This is a genomic window from Microlunatus sp. YIM B11417 (assembly GCF_059617205.1).
In genome coordinates this window covers 130,905-150,446 of the sequence record NZ_JCAMPJ010000011.1, presented here as the reverse complement: position 1 = coordinate 150,446, position 19,542 = coordinate 130,905, and the positions used below count along the sequence as shown (strand labels likewise).

Annotated in this window: 16 protein-coding genes; 13 read left to right on the top strand and 3 right to left on the bottom strand. The window is 70.7% G+C overall.

Going from position 1 to position 19,542, the window contains the following annotated elements; translation table 11 throughout:
- From AC6CCG_RS31180 to AC6CCG_RS31150, 7 genes are all read left to right on the top strand, one after another.
- Positions 1 to 1,677, top strand: coding sequence for an ABC transporter ATP-binding protein/permease (locus tag AC6CCG_RS31180; protein WP_496658729.1), 1,677 nt, complete (start codon positions 1 to 3; stop codon positions 1,675 to 1,677).
- The gene (locus AC6CCG_RS31175) at positions 1,674 to 3,317 is read left to right on the top strand and encodes an ABC transporter ATP-binding protein (protein ID WP_496658728.1); all 1,644 of its coding nucleotides are present in this window, start codon (positions 1,674 to 1,676) and stop codon (positions 3,315 to 3,317) included. The genes AC6CCG_RS31180 and AC6CCG_RS31175 overlap by 4 nt, the downstream gene beginning before the upstream one ends.
- A 39-nt stretch (positions 3,318 to 3,356) precedes the next feature.
- Entirely contained in the window at positions 3,357 to 6,092 is a 2,736-nt protein-coding gene (polA, locus tag AC6CCG_RS31170; RefSeq protein WP_496658727.1) for a DNA polymerase I, read from the top strand.
- 651 nt (positions 6,093 to 6,743) lie between these two features.
- The gene (locus AC6CCG_RS31165; protein ID WP_496658726.1) at positions 6,744 to 7,259 is read left to right on the top strand and encodes a CcdC protein domain-containing protein; all 516 of its coding nucleotides are present in this window, start codon (positions 6,744 to 6,746) and stop codon (positions 7,257 to 7,259) included.
- A gap of 17 nt (positions 7,260 to 7,276) precedes the next feature.
- Positions 7,277 to 8,515, top strand: a complete 1,239-nt coding sequence (locus AC6CCG_RS31160) for a sensor histidine kinase (RefSeq protein ID WP_496658725.1) — start codon at positions 7,277 to 7,279, stop codon at positions 8,513 to 8,515.
- Entirely contained in the window at positions 8,512 to 9,168 is a 657-nt protein-coding gene (locus AC6CCG_RS31155) for a response regulator (protein WP_496658724.1), read from the top strand. Before AC6CCG_RS31160 ends, AC6CCG_RS31155 begins: the two co-directional genes overlap by 4 nt.
- A 76-nt stretch (positions 9,169 to 9,244) precedes the next feature.
- Positions 9,245 to 9,901 (top strand): SDR family NAD(P)-dependent oxidoreductase, encoded by a 657-nt coding sequence (locus AC6CCG_RS31150; protein ID WP_496658723.1) that lies wholly within the window; start codon positions 9,245 to 9,247, stop codon positions 9,899 to 9,901.
- A gap of 10 nt (positions 9,902 to 9,911) precedes the next feature.
- On the opposite strand, the gene AC6CCG_RS31145 is transcribed toward AC6CCG_RS31150, so the two are convergent.
- Both AC6CCG_RS31145 and AC6CCG_RS31140 read right to left on the bottom strand, forming a co-directional pair.
- The gene (locus AC6CCG_RS31145) at positions 9,912 to 10,733 is read right to left on the bottom strand and encodes a Cof-type HAD-IIB family hydrolase (RefSeq protein WP_496658721.1); all 822 of its coding nucleotides are present in this window, start codon (positions 10,731 to 10,733) and stop codon (positions 9,912 to 9,914) included.
- Positions 10,730 to 11,032, bottom strand: coding sequence for a hypothetical protein (locus AC6CCG_RS31140; protein ID WP_496658720.1), 303 nt, complete (start codon positions 11,030 to 11,032; stop codon positions 10,730 to 10,732). Before AC6CCG_RS31140 ends, AC6CCG_RS31145 begins: the two co-directional genes overlap by 4 nt.
- Before the next feature lie 92 nt (positions 11,033 to 11,124).
- On the opposite strand from AC6CCG_RS31140, the gene AC6CCG_RS31135 reads away from it, so the two are divergent.
- On the top strand, positions 11,125 to 11,928 hold the full coding sequence (locus tag AC6CCG_RS31135) for a hypothetical protein (protein WP_496658719.1): 804 nt from the start codon (positions 11,125 to 11,127) through the stop codon (positions 11,926 to 11,928).
- A 233-nt stretch (positions 11,929 to 12,161) separates the two neighbouring features.
- Here AC6CCG_RS31135 and AC6CCG_RS31130 read toward each other — a convergent pair whose 3' ends face one another.
- The gene (locus tag AC6CCG_RS31130; protein WP_496658718.1) at positions 12,162 to 13,136 is read right to left on the bottom strand and encodes a LacI family DNA-binding transcriptional regulator; all 975 of its coding nucleotides are present in this window, start codon (positions 13,134 to 13,136) and stop codon (positions 12,162 to 12,164) included.
- Between the two features lie 670 nt (positions 13,137 to 13,806).
- Between AC6CCG_RS31130 and AC6CCG_RS31125 the strand changes: the two genes are divergently transcribed.
- The 5 genes from AC6CCG_RS31125 to AC6CCG_RS31105 all read left to right on the top strand — a co-directional run bounded on the left by AC6CCG_RS31125 (position 13,807) and on the right by AC6CCG_RS31105 (position 19,523).
- A complete protein-coding gene (locus AC6CCG_RS31125; RefSeq protein WP_496658717.1) occupies positions 13,807 to 14,655 on the top strand; it encodes an ABC transporter permease in 849 nt (282 codons plus the stop codon).
- A 65-nt stretch (positions 14,656 to 14,720) separates the two neighbouring features.
- Positions 14,721 to 15,593, top strand: a complete 873-nt coding sequence (locus AC6CCG_RS31120; protein ID WP_496658716.1) for a carbohydrate ABC transporter permease — start codon at positions 14,721 to 14,723, stop codon at positions 15,591 to 15,593.
- Positions 15,594 to 15,617: 24 nt separating this feature from the next.
- Positions 15,618 to 17,246, top strand: coding sequence for an extracellular solute-binding protein (locus AC6CCG_RS31115; RefSeq protein ID WP_496658715.1), 1,629 nt, complete (start codon positions 15,618 to 15,620; stop codon positions 17,244 to 17,246).
- 31 nt (positions 17,247 to 17,277) lie between these two features.
- Positions 17,278 to 18,330 (top strand): Gfo/Idh/MocA family protein, encoded by a 1,053-nt coding sequence (locus tag AC6CCG_RS31110; RefSeq protein WP_496658714.1) that lies wholly within the window; start codon positions 17,278 to 17,280, stop codon positions 18,328 to 18,330.
- On the top strand, positions 18,327 to 19,523 hold the full coding sequence (locus AC6CCG_RS31105) for a Gfo/Idh/MocA family protein (protein ID WP_496658713.1): 1,197 nt from the start codon (positions 18,327 to 18,329) through the stop codon (positions 19,521 to 19,523). Before AC6CCG_RS31110 ends, AC6CCG_RS31105 begins: the two co-directional genes overlap by 4 nt.
- Positions 19,524 to 19,542 lie beyond the last annotated feature (19 nt).

The window sequence follows — 19,542 nt, the reverse complement described above, 5'->3', positions numbered from 1 at the left end:
GTGATCCACCGCCGTCTGCTGCAACTCGCCGGTGCCGTCCCGGGCGCCGTCCTCGGGCTCGCCGCGATCGGGATCCTCATCGCCGCGCTCCAGGTCGCCTTCGCGATCACCGCGGGCTCGGTGATCGCCGCCCTGGTCCGCGGCCCGGGCGACCCGTGGCCGGCCCTGGCGACCCTGGCCGCCGTCACCGCGGCTCGCGGGCTGCTGATCTGGGTCCGGGAGCCGGTCGCGGCCCGCGCCGGCGCGGCGGTAAGGATCCGGCTGCGCCGGCGCCTGCTGGGCCGGCTGGCCGCCGTGCCGGCCGCCGAACGGGACTCCGGGCAGGCCGCCGCCACGGTGATCGACGGGGTCGAGGGCCTGGACGCCTACTACACCCGCTACCTGCCGCAGCTGGTCGTCGTGCTCGTCGTGCCCGCGGCCGTCGTGGCCGTCACGCTGACGTACTCGCTCACCGCGGGGCTGGTGCTCGCCGGCGCCGCGGCGATCGCCGTGATCGCGCCGCGGGCCTGGGACGCCCGGCTGCTGCGCAACGGGAGACAGCGCTGGGAACGGTTCGCCCGGCTGTCCTCGGACTATGTCGAGGCCCTGCAGAACATCCCGCTGCTACGGACCTTCGGCGCCGCCGGCCGGACCGCCGCCCGGCTGGCCGACGACGCCGAGGGGCTGCGCCGCTCGACGATGGCGCAGTTGCGGTTGTCGCTGGTCGAGACCGGGTTGAGCGCCCTGGCCGTTCACCTGGGCACCGTCCTGGCCGTGATCGCCGCCCTGGCCGCGGTCGTCGGCGGCCGTCCGGAGGCCGCCGCCGTCACCGTCCTGCTGCTGGCGCGCGAGTGCTTCCGCCCGGTGCAGGAGCTCGGCGCGAGCTGGCACGCCGGTTATCTGGGCCTGACCGCGGTCGACGGGCTGGACCGGCTGCTCTCGTACCCGACCGGGATCGTCGAGGAGGGGACCCGGACCGAGCCCGCCGGGCGCGGTGCGGTGGAGGTCGACGACGTCGGCTACCGCTATCCGGGAACGGACCGCGGCGTCGTCGGCCTCACCCTGCGGATCGCTCCCGGCGAGACCGTCGCCGTGGTCGGCCGGTCGGGATCCGGGAAGAGCACCCTGGCCCGGCTGCTCGAGCGCGACGTCGACCCCGCGTCGGGCCGGCTCCGGATCGACGGTACGGACCTGCGCGGCTACACCCACCAGGCCCGCAGCCGCAGCGTCGTCGTGGTGCCGCAGGACCCGGTGTTCTTCGCCTGGACGGTCCGCGACAACCTCCGCCTCTACCGGCCCGATGCGACCGCTGCCGAGGTCGAGCACGCCGCCGAGACCGCCCAGCTGCGGGACGTGATCGGCGGGCTTCCCGACGGTTACGACACCGTGCTGGCCGAGAACGCCGAACAGCTCTCCGGCGGCCAGCGGCAACGGCTGGCGATCGCCCGGGCACTGCTGTCGGCAGCTCCGGTGCTCGTGTTCGACGAGGTCACCTCCGCCCTCGACCTCGACACCGAACGGCGCGTCATGGACGCCGTCGCGGCGGCGACACCCGATCGGACCAAGCTGCTCATCGCGCACCGCGACACGGCCTGTACCCACGCGACCCGGTGGATCGCGCTGGATCAGGGGCGCATCGCCGACACCGGCGACGGCCCGCCGTCGGCACGGGCTGCGCTGGCGGGAGGGACCGGATGAGGACCGTGCTCCGGCTGCTGCCGATCATCGCCGAGCGGCGCGCCCTGTTCGTCGAGACCGTGCTGTGGAGCGTGGTCACCCAGCTGGCCGTCCTCGGGATCGCGCTCGGCCTGGCCTTCACCGTCGGCCGCGTCGTCGCGGGCGCGCCCGTACCGCTTCCTGGTCTGGCCGGCGGACTCAGCGGGCTCGCGGTCCTGGCCGCGCTCACAGCATGGCGGGAGTCCTGGGTCGCGCACGACCTCGCCTACCGCATCATCGGCGATCTCCGGGGCCGGGTGTTCGACGTCCTGCGGCGCGCGCTGCCCTCGCGCCGCCGGTCGCACCGCAGCGGCGACCTCGCCACCACCGTGATGGCCGACATCGAGACCCTCGAATGGCTGTACGCGCACACGGCGGCGCAGACCCTCAGCGCCCTGCTGATCCTGGTCGTCGGCGTGGTCGTGTCGGCGTCCCTGAACCCCCTGCTGCTGATCGTGTGGCTGCCGCTCCTCGTCGTCGGCGTCGTCGTCCCGCTGCTCACCGGCGCCCGGGCACGTCGCGACGGCGAGCGCCTGGCCGCCGGCGCCGCGGCCCTCCGGGCCGACCTCCTCGACGTGATCCGCGGGCTGCGGGAGCTCACCGGGGCGCAGGCGCTGGACCGGCAGCTGGACCGGCTGACCGAGGACACCCGGGCCCAGGCCCGGCTCCAGGTGCGCGAGGCGGCGCGGCTCGGGGCGGAACGGGGCATCGCCGACGGCACACTCGCCCTCGCGGCCCTCGGCGCGATCCTGATCGTGGTGGTGGACCGGACCGGGATCTCGGCCGCCGACATCCCGCTCGCGGTCGCGGTCGCCGTCGCGGGCCTCGGACCGGCCGCGCAGATCGCCGACCTGCTCCGCAACGCCGGCACACTGCGCGCGGCGGCGGAACGGATCACCGGCGTGCTCGCTGAGCCGCCGGCCGTCGTCGATCATGAGCCCGGTGCGGGTGGCGGGGTACGGGCCGAGGCCGGGCTCGTCCTCGATCAGGTGTCGTTCGGGTACGAACCCGGGCGGCCCGTGCTGCACCGCCTCACGCTGCACGTACGTCCCGGCGAGACGGTCGCCCTGACCGGGCCGTCCGGAGCGGGGAAGACGACCGCCGCCCGGCTCGCGTTGCGGCTCTGGGACCCCGACGCCGGCTCGGTCCGGATCGACGGGACGGACCTGCGCCGGCTGGGCGACGACGAACTCCGGGCCGCCGTCGCGGCCGTACCGCAGTCCTCGCCGCTGCTGCGCGGCACGATCCGCTCCAACCTCGTCCTCGGCGATCCCGGCGCGACCGAGGCCATGATCAACGCCGCGGCCCGGTCCGCGGGGCTGCTCGACCGGCAGAGCGCGCTGCCGCTCGGCCTGGACACGCCGGTCGGCGAGCACGGCACCGGGCTCTCCGGCGGGCAGCGGGCCCGGGTCGCCCTGGCCCGGGCCCTGCTCCGCGACCCCCGGGTCCTGGTGCTGGACGAGGCCACCGCCTCGCTCGACCCGGACGCGGACGCCGTGATCATGGAGTTCCTGCAGCGCTCCGCCGACCGGGCGACCCTGCTGATCGCGCATCGCCCGGACACCATCGCGGCGGCCGATCGCCGGGTCCGGCTGCCGGCGCACGACGACTCCTCAGCCTGACCGCCCTGACTGTCCGAGGTTGTCGCTAGAGTCGCCTGCGTGTCGACCATCACCGAACCCGCAGCGTCCGCCCCCGCCGAGGCGGGCGAGCGCCCGCGCCTGCTGCTGATCGACGGCCATTCGGTCGCCTACCGGGCCTTCTTCGCGCTGCCGGTGGAGAACTTCAGCACCAAGACGGGCCAGCACACCAACGGCGTCTTCGGCTTCACGTCGATGCTGATCAACGTCCTGCGGGACGAGCAACCGACCCACCTCGGGGTGGCGTTCGACGTGTCCCGGAAGACGTTCCGGTCCGAGCTCTACACCGAGTACAAGGCGAACCGGAGCACCTCGCCGGACGAGTTCCGCGGCCAGGTCGACCTGGTCAAGGAGGTGCTGAACGCCCTCAACATCGCGCACGTCGACAAGGAGGGCTTCGAGGCCGACGACATCATCGCGACCCTGGCCAAGCAGGCCGAGGCCGAGGGCTTCGACGTGCTGATCTGCACCGGCGACCGGGACGCCCTGCAGCTGGTCTCCGACCACGTGACTGTGCTCTACCCGCGCAAGGGCGTCTCCGACCTGGCCCGGATGACGCCGGAGGCGGTGCAGGAGAAGTATTTCGTGTCGCCGCAGCGCTACCCGGAGCTGGCCGCGCTGGTCGGGGAGTCCAGCGACAACCTGCCGGGCGTGCCCGGGGTCGGGCCGAAGACCGCGGCCAAGTGGCTGGAGAACTACGACGGCCTGGAGAACCTGTTCGTCCACGCCGGCGAGATCAAGGGCAAGGCGGCGGAGGCGTTCCGGGAGCGGATCGAGGACGTCCGGCGGAACCGGCAGGTGAACGCGCTGGTCACCGACGTCGAGCTGCCGATCACGGTGACCGACCTGCTCCGTCGCGACTGGGACCGGGAGGCCACCCACCAGCTGTTCGACGGGCTGGAGTTCCGGGTGCTCCGGGACCGGCTGCTGGAGACGCTGCCGGCCGAGGAGACCGCGCCCGAGGGCGGTTTCGAGGTCGAAGGCGAGCGGCTGGCACCGGGTGCCCTGGCGGACTGGCTGGCGGCGCACGCGACCGGGGACCGGACCGGCGTCGACCTGATCGGGCACTGGACGGCCGGCACCGGCGATCTGCGGGCCATCGCGCTGGCGGCCGGTGACGGCGCGGCGGCGTATCTGGACGTGACCGAGCTCGACCCGGCCGATGACGCGGCGTTGGCCGCCTGGCTCGGCGACCCGGACCGCCCGAAGGCGATCCACGACGCGAAGGGCCCGCTGCTGGCGATCTGGGCCCGCGGTTGGGAACTGGCCGGGCTCACCTCGGACTCGCAGTTGGCCGCCTACCTGATCCGGCCGGATCAGCGCACCTTCGACCTGGCCGACCTGACGCTGCGGTACCTGAAGCGGGAGCTGCGGGCCGAGGACGCCGCCGCGGAGCCCGATGATCAACTGACGCTGGACTTCGGTGACGACGACTCCGGCGCGGAGACCGCGGCCAACGCGGCGATGATCCGGGCCCACGCGGTGATCGACCTGGCCAACGCGCTGGACGCGGAGGTGGAGGAGCGCAACGAGACGATGCTGCTCCGCGAGGTCGAGCTGCCGCTGCAGCGGACCCTGGCCCGGATGGAACGCACCGGTGTCGCGGTCGACGTCGATCACCTGGAGGGGCTCGAGGGTGAATTCGGCGCCAAGGTGGCGGCCGCGGCCGAGGAGGCGTTCTCGATCCTCGGCAAGCAGATCAACCTGGGCTCGCCGAAGCAGCTGCAGACCGTCCTGTTCGACGAGCTGAAGATGCCGAAGACCCGCCGCACCCGGACCGGCTACACGACGGACGCGGACGCCCTGCAGGGGCTCTACGTGAAGACCGAGCATCCGTTCCTGGCCCAGCTGCTGTTGCACCGGGACGCGACCCGGCTCCGGCAGACCGTCGAGGGCCTGCTCAAGTCGATCTCCGACGACGGCCGGATCCACACCACCTACGGGCAGACGATCGCGGCCACCGGCCGGCTGTCCAGCACCGAGCCGAACCTGCAGAACATCCCGATCCGGACCGAGGAGGGCCGCCGGATCCGGGAGGCGTTCGTCGTCGGCGAGGGGTACGAGACGCTGCTGACCGCCGACTACTCCCAGATCGAGATGCGGATCATGGCGCACGCCAGCGGCGACGAGAGCCTGATCGACGCCTTCAAGTCCGGTGCCGACTTCCACACCGTGACCGCGGCGCGGGTGTTCGGGGTGGAGCCGGACTCGGTCAACCAGGCCGAGCGGGCCAAGATCAAGGCGATGAACTACGGCCTGGCGTACGGGCTGAGCGCGTTCGGGCTGAGCCAGCAACTCGGCATCGAGGTGTCCGAGGCCAAGGGCCTGATGGACGAGTACTTCGAGCGGTTCGGGGGAGTCCGCGACTACCTGCGCTCGCTGGTGGACGACGCCCGGCGCACCGAATACACGGCGACCCTGCTCGGCCGCCGGCGCTATCTGCCGGACCTGACCAGCAGCAACCGGCAGCGCCGCGAGATGGCGGAGCGGATGGCGCTGAACGCCCCGATCCAGGGGTCCGCGGCCGACATCATCAAGATCGCCATGCTGGACGTCGAGCAGGCCCTCGACGATCAAGGCCTGCGGAGCCGGATGCTGCTCCAGGTGCACGACGAACTCGTCTTCGAGATCGCGCCGGGCGAACGCGACGCCGCCATCGCCCTGGTCGAGGACAAGATGAGCCACGCCGTCGACCTGAGCGTCCCGCTGGACGTCTCGGTGGGGCTGGGCCGCTCCTGGCATGAGGCGGCGCACTGATCTGCTGGGTGTCGTGGTGGGGTCCGGGGGTCTTGGGGTAGGCGCGCGGACAACCATCCGGCCGCGATGGTCTGGGTGCCGCTGCCGCGACACTGCGATGCGGCCTCCCGCCAGGCCCGTCCACGTCCGCGCGCCCACCCCAAGACCCCCGAACCCCACCACGACGTGTGCGCAGTGTGGGGAGAACGGGCTTGAGCCGAGCGTTGATCATGATCGCTCCGCCTGCCTGACCGTCCGCTGAGACGCGTTCGGGCGGGCGAACTTCAGCGCGGTCTCGGAGGGCGCCCGGGTCGGTCCTCGACCGCTGGTGATCTGTGGCTGTTGTCCGGCGCGCCGTTGCGTGAGTGCGCCTGATCCGAAGCGGCGCGCGTTCCTGGGTCACGGGTCAGGGTTCCGTGGGATCTCGGACTCGGGTTGCCCGTTCCGTGGGAACTCCGGCCGTCTGTTCCATCCGGCCCCGGTCCGGTCCCGTTCCTCCGCCCTCAGCCCGCCCTATCCGTCCCGTCCAACCGGTTCGGCTGGCGTGGATCGGTGGGGGGGGTGGGTGGAGGGAAGTCCACCTGGATCTCCACCTGGGGGCGGTGGGGGAGCGGGGCTCATTCTTCGAGACTCGAGGCATCGAATTCCTTGATCGGAAAGGGTGTCCTCGCCATGACGACTGTGATCTCCGTACTCCTCGGTGTCGCGTTGTTGATCTTCATCTCGTACCGGCAGCTGCGCTGGCAGCCGGTCGATCCGCGGCGGCTGGTGCTGATGCCGGTGGTCCTGCTCGGGGTCGCGGTGCTGACCGCGGTCCAGTCGGCCGGGCTGCTGAGCGCCATGCATCCCGGGGCACTCGACGTGCTGAGCATCCTGCTGGAGTTGGCGGTCGGCGTGATCGGCGGCCTGCTGATGGGCCGGCTGACCCGGATCGAGCGGCGCGGCGGACGGTTCGGCTCGCGGCTCACCGGGGCCGGGCTCGCGATCTGGTTCGGCTTCATCGCGTTCCGGATCGGGATGGCCGTGCTGGCCCACGTGAACGGTGCCGAGCTCGCCGCGAGCACTCCGTTGATCTTCGTCATGGTCGCGATCGTCAAGGGCGTCCAGGCGCTCGTCGTCACTCGCCGGCTGGCCCAGTTGCCCGAGTCCTCGGCGGCCGCCGATCGGGATCCGGCCCGGGTCGGCTGAGAGTAGGGTCGGTGGGCGTGACCGGCAGCCACGGCGTACGAGCGGTCTCCCGCTGGGAGGAGCCGCTCGGCACGCTGTTCCGGCTGGCACTGGTGATCGCGATCGGGTACGCGTTCGTCGCCTTCGACGGGCTGTTCCGCTCACTGCCGACGGCGATCGCCGGGATCGTCGGCCTGGTGGCGCTGGCCGGGATGGTCATCGCCGAACGGGGGTTGCCGATCCCGGCCCGGGTGATCATCACCGCGGTCGCCCTGTTCGCCGGCGCGGCGCTCTGCTTCGAGATCGCCGCGGTCGGCTGGGTGCTGTACGGGATCGCCGCCTTCAACCTGCTCGGCAAGCCCGAGATCACCCTCCGGGTGGCGATTCCGCTGGTCGCCGCCGCCGGCGTGATCATCGTCGTCGCGGCCGCGTCCTACGGACCGGATCAGCGCGAGCCGCTGTGGACGGCCGGCCTGGTGATCTTGGTCGGCGTCCTCGGCTACAGCCGCCGACAACGGCTGTTGCGCCGGCGGCAGGATCAGGAGCTGATCGAGCGGAGCCGGCAGCTGGAGGAGCGGAGCCTCGAGGTGCTGGCCCAGACCGAACGCACCCGGGTCGAGGCGGCCCGCGCCGCCGCCCTCGAGGAACGCAACCGGATCGCCCGCGAGGTGCACGACGTGCTCGCCCACTCGCTCGGCGGGCTGGTCGTCCAGTTGGACGCGGCGGACGCGCTGCTCGCGGACGGCCGGGATCCGGCGGCCGCCGCGGAACGGATCCGGACCTCGCGCCGGCTCGCCGTGGAGGGGCTGCGGGAGGCCCGGCTGGCGGTCCGGGAGCTCCGGGACGGCGACCCGGCCGCGATCGCCGCGGACCCGGGCACCGCCGTTGTCGATCTTGTGGAGCGGTTGACCGCCGTGGCCCGCGGTCCGGTCGGGCTCCAGCTCGGCGTGGAGTTCGACGTGGTCGGGGAGCCCCGGCCGGTGCCGGAACCGGTCGCCGGCGCGTTCGCCGCGGTCTGCCGCGAAGGGCTGACCAACATCAACAAGCATGCTGCCGGGAGCCGCTCGGTGATCACCGTGATCTTCGGCGACCAGGTTCGTCTTGAGTTGATCAACGGCCTGGACGTCGACGATGATCATGAACTGTCCGGCACCGGCGGCGGGCTCGGCGTACCCGGCATGCGGCAGCGGATCGCGGAGATCGGCGGCACCCTGACGGCGGGCCGTCGCGGCGACCGCTGGGTGGTCTCGGCCGAGTGGAGCGGAGGAGCCGGATGACGGAAACACCGATCCGGGTGATCGTCGTCGATGATCAGGACATCGTGCGCGACGGGCTGGTCACGGTCCTCTCGCTGCTGGACGGCGTCACGGTCGTCGCGGCCGGCGGCGACGGGGCCCAGGCGGTCGCGCTCGCGGCGGAGCACCGGCCCGACGTGGTGCTGATGGACCTGCGGATGCCGGTCCTGGACGGCGCCGCGGCGACGGCCCGGATCCTCGCCGACCGACCGGAGACGGCGGTCCTGGTGCTGACCACGTACGACGACGACGCCTCGATCGGCGACGCGCTGCGGGCCGGGGCCCGCGGCTACCTGACCAAGGACGCCTCCCGGGACGACCTGGCCGCGGCGCTGCGTTCGGTCGCCCGGGGCCAGGCCACGTTCGCGCCGACCGTCACGGCCCGGCTGCTGTCCGGCTGGCAGCCTGGTCCGGCCGAACCAGCCGCCGATCCGCGGCTGGCCGAGCTGACCGGCCGGGAACGCGAGGTTCTCCGGCTGATCGGTGACGGACGCAACAACGCCGAGATCGCCGACGAGCTGTACGTCAGCGTCGCCACCGTGAAGACCCACATCAACAACCTGTTCGCCAAGCTCCAGCTGCGGGACCGGGCCCAGGCCGTGCGGCTGGCCGGCCAGCTCTTTCCCGACAGCTGAGGCGAGCCTGGAATAGCCAGGCGGGCCGCCCGAGTTGCCCGGTTCGACAGGATTCTCGATCCGGAAAGGGGCCACCATGCCCGCACCCTCTGCCGTCGTGATCGGCGCCGGACCCGGCATCGGCCGGGCCGTGGCCGAACGGTTCGCCGTCGACGGCTACGCGCTGACGGTGATCGCGCGGTCGGCTGTGACCGTCGACGAGACGACGGCCGCGGTTCGTTCGCACGGAGCCGCCGTGCTCGGGCTCCGCGCCGACAGCACCGACGAGGCCGGGCTGCGGGCCGCGCTGGACCGCGCCGTCTCCGAGCACGGAGTGCCGGACGTGCTCGTCTACAACGCCGCCCGGCTGCGCGCCGACCGGGTCGGCGAGCTGTCGGCCGCCGAGTTGCTGGCCACGCTCGACGTCAACGTGGTCGGCCTCGCCACGGCGGCGACGCAGCTCGGGCCGGCGATGGCCGAGCGTGGCAGCGGCAGCATCCTGATCACCGGCGGGATGCCGGCGGTGAAGGCCGAGTACGCCAGTCTGTCCCTGGGCAAGGCGGCGGCCAGGGTCTACGCCGAGTTGCTCGCCGCGGAGTACGGCCCGGCCGGGCTCCACGTCGCGTCGGTGGTGATCACCGACGTGGTCGAGCCGGGCACCGCGTTCGACCCGGCCAAGATCGCCGAGGTCTACCCGGAACTGCACGCCCAGCCGCGGGACCGCTGGGAGCTGACCCGGGTGTTCGACGGCTGAGCCGCGGCCCTCAGCGGGCGAGGTCGTCGAGCAGCCGCTCCAACACCGCGGCGACCCCGTCCTCCTTGTTGCTGCCGGCCACCTCGTCGGCGGCCACCAGCGCCTCCGGATGCGCGTTCGCCATCGCGACGCCGCGGCCGGCCCAGGCCAGCAGCTCGGCGTCGTTCGGGGCGTCGCCGAAGGCCAGCACCTCGGCCCGGTCGATGCCGAGGTGCTCGCAGAGCTTCGCGACGGCCCAGGCCTTGTTGACCCCGTCGGCCAGGATCTCGACGAACGGCGCGCCGGAGTGGGTGACCGTGAACCCGTCCAGGCCGAGCGCGCGGACGTCCGTGATCAACTCCGCCGGTGGTCGCTCGGCGTGCCGTACCACGAACTTCAGGCTCGGCTCGGCGAGCACGTCGGTCAGCGTGTGCCGGCCGATCGTCGCCGGATCGCGTTTGTGATCTTCGAAGTGGGCCAGCTGGGCGTACCCGTCCTGGGCCACGAAGACCTCGCCGCCGGCCCGTACGCTCACGAAAAGAACCCCGGGCACCCGCTCGGCCAGCGCCGCCGCGACCGCCTGCTGCACGGCCACGTCGACGTGGGCCTCGAAGAGCACCTCGCCGGTGGTCAGGTGCTGGCACTGGGCGCCGTTGCCGCCGAGCGCCCAGCCGGTGAAGCCGGCCTGTTCGGCGATCATCCGGATGCCCCGCGGCTGCCGGGCCGAGACCGGGACGACCTCGATCCCGGCGGCGCGGACGGCGTCCAGGGCGTCCCGGGTCCGCGGGCTCACCGACAGGTCGTCGCGGAGCAGGGTGCCGTCCAGGTCGGTGGCGATCAGCCGGACGGTCACGGCAGCGGGGTCCAGGTGAAGGCCTCGCGCCACCAGTCGTCGTCGGCCGCCCAGGACCGCAGGGCGTCGAACGCCGCATCGCCGTTGGGTACGGTCGCCGATTCGCCCGAGCCGTCCTGACCCGGCGTGATCGTGATCAGCCAGCCGCCGTCGCCGGCGGCCTCGGCCCGCGCGACCTGGCCGGCCGGCCCTTCCATGATCACGGAGCCGGTGCCGCCCGCGAGCAGCGGCCGCAGCGTCTCCGGCGTGATCTCCTCGATGACCCGGCCGTCAGCCGTCGTCGCCCGAAAGTTCGCCATGGCCCCATCCTGGCCGATGCCGCTTCCGGGCTCGCGGCTGGCCCGGCGGAAACCCGGTCGCGCCCGCCGGCCTGGTGCGGAAGGCTGGCCGGGTGACTCAGCGTGACGTGGTCGGCATCGCGGTGGACCCAGCCCTGGTCCGTCGCTGGCGCGGCTGGTTCGCTCCGAGTCGGCAGGCCTTTCCGATCGCCCTGGTCGACCCCGAGCTCGCGCGCGGCATCCCGGTCCGGACCGTGGAGCCGACCGCGGAGTGGCGGGACACCTTCTTCATGTACGGCGGCGACTGGGCCTGGTTCGACGAGGCCGAGTTCGCCGCGCTGCCGGTCCGAGACCGGCGGGCCCTGCTGGCGGCCCGGCGCCGGACGATGCGACCGAAGACCGCCCGGCTGCTGTGGCCGTCGGAACTCGCCGCCGAGGGCGACGAACCGATGTTCCGCTGGATCGAGTCGGGCATCCGGCCGAGCCGGCACCCGGAGGTGCCGGCCGACGTCTGGCGTGCCGCCCGCCCACTGCTGCCGGAGGCCGAGCGGCTGGCCGGCACGTTCGAGCCGGCCGGCTCCGGGCCGAACTGTTTCGGCAACGTCCTGGCGGCGGCCGGGGTGCCCGGGACCGAGAAGGTACGGGTGGTCCGCGAACCGTTCCAGGCCTGGCTGGACCAGGCCACCGAGCCGGTCCGCGGGACCGGCCATGATCACGAACCGGGCACCGTCCTGGTCTGGACCGAGCACGGCCAGCTCGGCCACGCGGTGGTGACCCTCGGCGGCGGCTGGGTGCTCAACAAGCCGTCCCAGTCCTGGTCCAGCCCCCGCCTGGTCTGGACGGTCACCGACGCCGTACACGCCTGGCGCTTCCCCGGCACCAAGCTGCACCGCTACAAGATCAAATCCTCGAGCTGAATCGCGCTCGCCCCGGCCCGACCCTGGACGACGTCGAGCGGACGCCTCGACCGCGCCGGTCGCGGAACTCCAGGTCAAGGGGTCCACTCGATGCTGACCGAGACCGCCGCTCAGCCGCGTACCTGCTGGGCGGACGCGTCCGCCTGCCCGGGCGCCGCACCCCCCCCAACCCCCTTCGCCGACACGTCACTGGTGCAGCGACACGCCGACAGAACGCCAGCTTGGGTGACCGGTCAGCGGGATCTTTTCTTGGGGGGTGGGGCGGTGGACTCGCGGTAGATGACCTTGTTGATCGCGCGGGTGGTCGGTTCGGGCTTCGGCTCGCCGCGGATCTCGGCGAGCAGTTGCAGGATCCCGTCGCGGCCCTGCGCCTCGCGGTTCACCGAGACCGTGGACAGGGACGGGGTCGCGAAGCGGCCCATCTCGTCGTCGTCCCAGCCGAAGACGCTGAGATCGTCCGGCACCCGCCAGCCGCGGGAGAGTGCGCCGCGGACCACGCCCATGGCGATGACGTCGTTGCCGGCGACGACGGCGGTGACGCCGCAGTCGTCGGGAAGGCTGGTGATCGCGTCGAAGCCGGCCTGGGCGGACCAGTTGCCGTCGTGGACGCCGACCGAGCGCAGCCCCATCCGTTCGACGGTCTCGAGGTAGACGCTGCGACGGTTCCGGGCCGACGCGAAGGTCTTCGGTCCGGCCACGTGGAAGAAGTCCCGGTGGCCGAGCCCGGCGAGGTGTTCGATGATCTCCCGGATCTCGGTCGCGTCGGCCAGTTCGCCCAGGCCGCGGAGCCCCTCGTCGTACGTGCCGGTGGAGACGATGGGGATTCCGGCCGCGTTGTTGCGGACGTCGATCGAGGAGATCGACAGGATGCCCTCGACCTGGCCCGACCTGGCCAACTCGTCGATCCTGGCGGCGCGGGCGCGCATGCTGCCCTCGACGTTGACCATCTCGACCTGGTACCCGGCCTGGTGTGCCGTCTCGGCCGCGGCGGCCAGCAACCGGCCCGGGAACTGGCGCGGGCTCGACGGCAGGACGATCGCGAGCCGGTTGGTCCGCCGCGTCCGCATCGAGCGGGCCACCAGGTTCGGCCGGTAGTCCAGCGCCTTCACCGCGAAGTCGACCTTGACCCGGGTGGTCGGCTTCAGACTCTCCTTGTCCTGCAGGTACCGGGAGACCGTCGTGTGGGAGACCCCGGCCAACCGCGCCACCTGATGGATCGTCGCCGGTCTACTCGGCCCTGAAGCCGCCACAGTGTCCTCCTCATTCCGCCCGCATGCCGAGTCACAGTATCACTGGGTGGACAGGGCTTCCGCTGATGCTGCGCAACCGAGGCGCTGATCCGTCGGAGAAACTTTCCCTTATCCGTAACCAGGAAAGTGATCGATCCACCGATCGTACGGTAATCCGAAACAAATCCAGACCTGGTTCAAGAAAATGAACGGACAACGCTGTCCCATGACCGGACCAGTCCGCGGACTGGCCTCACGGTCGTCGGTGGTCAAGGTTGTCCCGCGGTTCGAACGGCTCGCCCGCGATCTCAGGCCTGCTCCACAGAACCCTTGTCGGACTGGGTTTTCGGGCATCACGCCGAGTTCGGACACCGGTCCGCAACGATCCGATGGCAAACCATGGCAACCGTTGGCCACAGCCTTGACGCACCGCGCGAGCCGCGATTAGCCTCCCCGTCAGAAAGTGGATCGATCACTTTTTGCCGGCCGACCCAAAGGAGCGTTCGTGACCGAGGTCGATCTCGCCCGACCGGCCCGCCGAACACGCGGACCCGAGGCGGTAGTGGATCCTCCGCCCCAAATACGGAGACTCTCCATCTTCACGCGATTACGGCGTGACTATCCGGTACTCCTGCTCGCGATTCCGGGAATGCTGATCATCCTGGCGTTCCAGTACTACCCCTTGTGGGGCAACGTCATCGCGTTCCAGGACTACCAGCCCTACCTCGGCGTCGAACAGAGCCTCTGGGTCGGCTTCGAGAACTTCAAGATCATCGCCAGTGGCGACCCCGCGTTCCTGAACGCGGTCCAGAACACGCTGATCCTGACCGCGATCCAGACCGTGATCGTCTTCCCGGCGCCGATCGTCGTGGCCCTGGTCCTGCACAGCCTGCTGTCCAACCGGCTCCGCCAGTTGGTGCAGAGCATCATCTACGTCCCGCACTTCATGTCCTGGGTCATCGTGGTCGCTGTGTTCCAGCAGGTGCTCGGCGGCACCGGCATGATCAACAACTGGTTGCGGATGAACGGCTTCGAGGCGATCAACATCATCGGCAACGTCGAGGCGTTCCGGGCGTTGCTGACCTCGCAGGTGATGTGGAAGGACACCGGCTGGGCGACCATCCTGTTCCTGGCCGTGCTGTCCCAGATCGATCGCTCGCTCTACGAGGCGTCCGCGGTGGACGGGGCCGGCCGGTGGCGGCAGACCTGGCACGTCACGCTGCCCGGCCTGAAGCCGATCATCATCCTGCTGTTGATCTTGAAGCTCGGCGACTCGCTGACGGTCGGCTTCGAGCAGATCATCCTGCAACAGTCCGCGGTCGGGGTCGATGCGAGCGAGGTCCTCGACACCTACGTCTACAACAACGGGATCATCGGCGGGAACTGGGGCGTCTCGGCCGCGGTCGGCCTGGTGAAGAGCATCGTCGCCCTGACCCTCGTCCTGCTGGCCAACAAGATCGCGCACAAGTTCGGTGAAGAGGGGGTGTACAAGGGATGACCCAGCTCACTGCTGCACGGCCTGCCCGTGCACAAGGGAAACGCCGTCAGGTGCTCGTCGGTGGCATGGTGATGCCGCGGATGCCCGAACGGGTGATCAAGGCGATCTTCCTCTTCGTCATCTGCGGGTTGGTGATCTTCCCGTTCATCGGGGTGATCTCGACCAGCCTGGCGAAACCGGAGGAGGTCGTCGGGTCCGGCGGCTTCGTCCTCTTCCCGACGCAGGGGATCGACTTGTCGGCCTACCGCTCGATCTTCGCCGGCGGCACCGTCACCCAGGCGTTGTTGAACAGCACCTTCATCACCACGGTCGGCACCGCGATCGCCCTGCTGCTCACCTGCACGCTCGGCTGGGCGCTGAGCCGGCGCGGAACGATCGGCAACAAGGCGCTGTTGCTCCTGGTCCTGGTCAGCCTGCTGTTCAACCCGGGCCTGATCCCGATGTATCTCACCGTGCAGCAGTTCGGCCTGCTGGACACCCTGTGGGCGGTGATCGTCCCGACCTGTGTCAGCGCGTTCAACGTGATCGTCGTCCGGGCCTTCTTCGTCGGGCTTCCGGGAGAGGTCATCGACTCGGCCCGGATCGACGGCGCGACGGAGTGGAAACTGTTCTGGCACATCGGCTTGCCGTTGTCGAAGGCCGTGGTCGCGGTGATCGGCCTCTTCTACGGGGTCGGCTACTGGAACAGCTTCTTCAGCGCCCTGCTCTATCTCGACGACAGCAGTCTGTGGCCGCTGCAGCTCGTGCTGCGCACCTATGTCGTCAACGGCGTCGAGATCGGCGGTCAGGACCTCGGCGTCGGGCAGGAGATCCTGCCGCCGCAGACCTCGATCCAGATGGCCATCCTGATGATTTCGATCATTCCGATCCTGTGCGTGTACCCGTTCATCCAGCGCCACTTCGCGAAGGGCGTGCTGACCGGAGCCGTGAAGGGCTGAATCCCGCAATGAAAGGTAGAGACAATGACGACTCCTGACCCACGGCTGGTGACCCGCCGGGCGATGCTCGCCGGAGGCGCGGCGGTCGGCCTGGCCGGCGTGATCGGCTGCTCCAATGAGGGCCGAGGTGGCGCGACGGGTAACAACGACGAGGCGTCGCGGACCCAGGTCCGTCCCGCGTACGTCCGGTACGAGGGCGTGAAGCCGGACCTGTCCGGCTCCGAGTTCAAGATCCCCGACGCGTTCCTGAAGTACCCCGAGGCACCGGTGGACGCGATCACGGATCCGCCGGGCGACGGCAAGCCGATCTCGGTGACGACGTACACGAACACGCCGATCCCGCCCAAGCTGGAACAGAACGCTTTCTGGCAGGAGCTGAACAAGCAGGCCGGTTCGCCGATCACCGTAAGCCTCACACCCTCGGTCGACTACACCCAGAAGTTCGCCACCGCGGTGGCCGGCAACAAGCTCGGCGACATCTTCATGGTCGGCGGCATCCCGCAGGTCCCGCAGATGCTGGCGGCCAAGGCGGTGGACCTGACGCCGCACCTGTCCGGCGACAACATCAAGAAGTACCCGTTCCTGGCGAACCTGCCCGAGGCGGGCTGGAACTCGTGCATCTTCGGCGGCAAGATCTATGCGATCCCGATTCCGCGCGGTGCGATCAGCTCCAGCGTTCTCTACAGCCGCGAGGACATGCTGGAGGAGCAGGGACTCAAGGCCGAGGTGAAGAGCGCCGACGACTTCGTCGAACTCTGCAAGGCGTTGAGCGACAAGCGGAAGAACCGGTTCGCGCTGGCGACCGCGCCGACCCAATACGTCCGGAACATGTTCGCCATGCCCAACACGTGGGCCGAAGAAGGCGGCAAGCTGGTCAACTTCCGTGAGCACGAGGCACACGAAGCGGTGTTCGAGATCCTGACCCAGCTCTGGAAGTCGGGCTACATCCACCCGGACGCCTACTCGGGCCAGAACCAGGACATGAAGGTCCGGTTCAACAACGGGTCGAGCCCACTGGTCCTGGACACGTTCAGCGGTTGGCAGACCTACCTGCAGACCAGGGTCCAGGAGGAGACGCGGATCGCGATCATCCCGCCGCCGAAGGCCGACGGCTCCGGTGTCGGCGCGACCTGGTTGGGCGGTCACGTGATCGGCACCACGGCGATCAACAAGAACGCCGAGGACCGGGTCGAGACCCTGCTCTCGTACCTCAACTTCCTGGCCGCGCCGTTCGGCACCCAGGAGTACCTGTTCCGCAAGTACGGGCTCGAGGGCGTCCACCACAAGATGGTCGACGGCAAGCCGGTGCTGAACGACAAGGGCTTCAGCGAGACCCAGCTCGGTCTGTCCTACCAGGCCGACGGGCCGTGGACGATCTTCCTCCCGGAGGACAAGGACAGCACCGAGTCGTGCTTCAACGCCATGAAGGAGATCATTCCGAACGCTCTCGACAACCCGGTCACCGGCATGTACTCGGAGACCGATCGCCGCAAGGGACCGCAGATCAACGAGGCGCTCGACGACGTCGCGGAGGACATCATCACCGGCCGCAAGCCGATCTCCGCCTGGGCGCCGGCGGTCAAGAAGTGGAAGACTGACGGCGGTGATCAGATTGCGGAGGAGTTCACCAAGGCACTCGCCGAGTCTCGTTGAACCACAGAATTCACGCTAGAGAAGGGAATTCATGACCTCCCCCCAACCCGTACGGTTCGCCGCCGTCGGTCTTGATCATGCTCACATCTTCGGTCAGATCGCCGGCCTGATCAGGTCCGGCGCCGAGTTCGTCGCGATGGCGACCGACGACCCGGACGCGGCGATCGCCGCCAAGGTCCGGGAGCGCCACCCGGACGTCGAGGTGGCCGACGATCCCGACGAGCTGGCGATCCGGGACGGCATCGACCTGGTCGTCACGGCCGCGGTGCCGGACCGGCGCGGGCCGATCGCCGTCGCCGCGCTCCGGGCCGGCAAGGACGTCGTCGCGGACAAGCCGGGCTGCGTCACACTTGATCAACTCGCCGAGATCGAGAAGGCGGTCGCCGAGACCCGCCGGTTCTGGTCGGTGACGTTCTCGGAGCGGTTCGAGGTGCCGTGCGTGATCAAGGCCGGCGAGCTGGTCCGCGAGGGCCGGATCGGCACCGTCGTGCAGACCCTCGGGCTCGGCCCGCACCGGGTCGGCGACCGCGGCCATCTCGGCGACGGCCAGGGCCGGCCGGACTGGTTCTTCGACAACCAGCGCTACGGCGGCATCATCGCCGACATCGCCTCGCACCAGATCGACCAGTTCCTCTGGTTCACCGGGTCGAAGACGGCCGAGGTGGTGGCCAGCACGGTCGGCAACTTCGCCAATCCGGACACGCCCGGCCTGCAGGACTTCGGGGAGGTCCTGCTCCGCAGCGAGAACGCGCAGGGCTACGTCCGGGTCGACTGGTACACCCCGGCCGGGCTGCCGACCTGGGGTGACGGGCGGCTGATGGTGCTCGGCACCCAGGGCTACATCGAGATGCGCAAGTACGTCGACCTCGAGGGCCGCGAGGGCGGCAACCACCTGTTCCTGGTCGACCAGGAGGGCACCCACTACATCGACTGCAGCGACGTCGAGCTGCCGTACTACCCGGCCCTGGTCCGAGACGTACGGGAGCGGACCACGACGGCCGCGCCGCAGGAGCACACGTTCGAGACGATGCGGCTGGCGTTGACCGCCCAGCAGAACGCGACCGTCCGCGGAGCGGCGCGGTGAACACGGTGCAGGAGGGGAGTGATCGCAAGCTCAAGGTCGCCGTCGTCGGCTGCGGCGGGATCAGCCGCCGGCATCTGGAGGGGTACGCCGACTCCGGTCGGACCGATCTGGTCGGGGTCGCCGACATCGTGCCCGAACGGGCCGAGGCGGCAGCGGAGAAGTTCGGGTCGAAGCCGTACGGGAACGTCACCGAGCTGCTGTCGGCGCAGCAGCCGGAATTGGTCTCGGTGTCGACGCCACCCGGCAGCCATGCCGAGATCGCGATCGAGGTGCTCCGCGCGGGTGCCTCGGTGTTGATCGAGAAGCCGCCGGTGCTGTCGCTGGCCGAGTTGGACGCGATCGCCGAGGCGGAGCAGGCCAGTGACGGCTCCGCGTACGTGATCTTCCAGCACCGGCACGGATCCGGCGCGCTCCGGGCCGCCGATCTGCTGGCCCGCGGGGCGCTCGGCACCCCGCAGGTCGCCGTCTGCGAGACGCTCTGGTTCCGGCCGCGCAGCTACTTCGACCCGGACTGGCGCGGCACCTGGGTGGGCGAGGGTGGCGGCCCGACGCTCGGCCACGGGATCCACCAGATCGATCTGCTGCTGCACCTGCTCGGTCCGTGGCGGTCGCTCACCGCGACGGCCGTCCGGCTGGACCGGCCGGTGCAGTTCGAGGACGTGTCGCTGGCCACGGTGATCTTCGAGAGCGGCGCCGTCGCGACCGTGATCAACAGCCTGCTGTCGCCGCGCGAACTGAGTCGGATCCGGATCGACGCGACCGGCGGCACCCTCGAAGTCGATCATGTGTACGGCTACAAGGACGCCGACTGGACTTTCCAGCCGGCGCCGAACGCCGGCAAGGCGGCCAAGCTCGGGCTCGATCCCGGTGTCCGGACCGCGACCGGGGACCTGGCCGCCGGCGCCGAAGCTGATCATGAAACCGATCCGTGGACGGCGTCCGCCGGCCCCGAGGTGCCGAGCAGCCACCGGGCCCAGTTGACCCGGGTGGTCGACGACCTGCTCGCCGGCCGGCCTCACGACACCACCTTGGCCAGCACGCGGCCGACGATGGAGTTCGTCACGGCGCTCTACGCCTCGTCGATCTCCGGCGGCCCGGTGAGCCGAGCCGACCTGGTTCCGGGACATCCGTTCTATGCGGCCCTGCACGGCAACGTGGCACAGGAAGAGATCGACGCGTCGATGGCGATCTGACGCCTGCGAACGGGAGCCG

Bases quoted from the DNA above. Each gene is read 5' to 3' on its own strand.
- AC6CCG_RS31150 (WP_496658723.1), top strand. From the start codon at position 9,245: ATGCCCGCACCCTCTGCCGTCGTGATCGGCGCCGGACCCGGCATCGGC.
- AC6CCG_RS31165 (WP_496658726.1), top strand. From the start codon at position 6,744: ATGACGACTGTGATCTCCGTACTCCTCGGTGTCGCGTTGTTGATCTTC.
- AC6CCG_RS31110 (WP_496658714.1), top strand. From the start codon at position 17,278: ATGACCTCCCCCCAACCCGTACGGTTCGCCGCCGTCGGTCTTGATCAT.
- AC6CCG_RS31175 (WP_496658728.1), top strand. From the start codon at position 1,674: ATGAGGACCGTGCTCCGGCTGCTGCCGATCATCGCCGAGCGGCGCGCC.
- AC6CCG_RS31125 (WP_496658717.1), top strand. From the start codon at position 13,807: ATGCTGATCATCCTGGCGTTCCAGTACTACCCCTTGTGGGGCAACGTC.
- AC6CCG_RS31115 (WP_496658715.1), top strand. From the start codon at position 15,618: ATGACGACTCCTGACCCACGGCTGGTGACCCGCCGGGCGATGCTCGCC.
- AC6CCG_RS31120 (WP_496658716.1), top strand. From the start codon at position 14,721: ATGGTGATGCCGCGGATGCCCGAACGGGTGATCAAGGCGATCTTCCTC.
- AC6CCG_RS31140 (WP_496658720.1), bottom strand. From the start codon at position 11,032: ATGGCGAACTTTCGGGCGACGACGGCTGACGGCCGGGTCATCGAGGAG.
- AC6CCG_RS31155 (WP_496658724.1), top strand. From the start codon at position 8,512: ATGACGGAAACACCGATCCGGGTGATCGTCGTCGATGATCAGGACATC.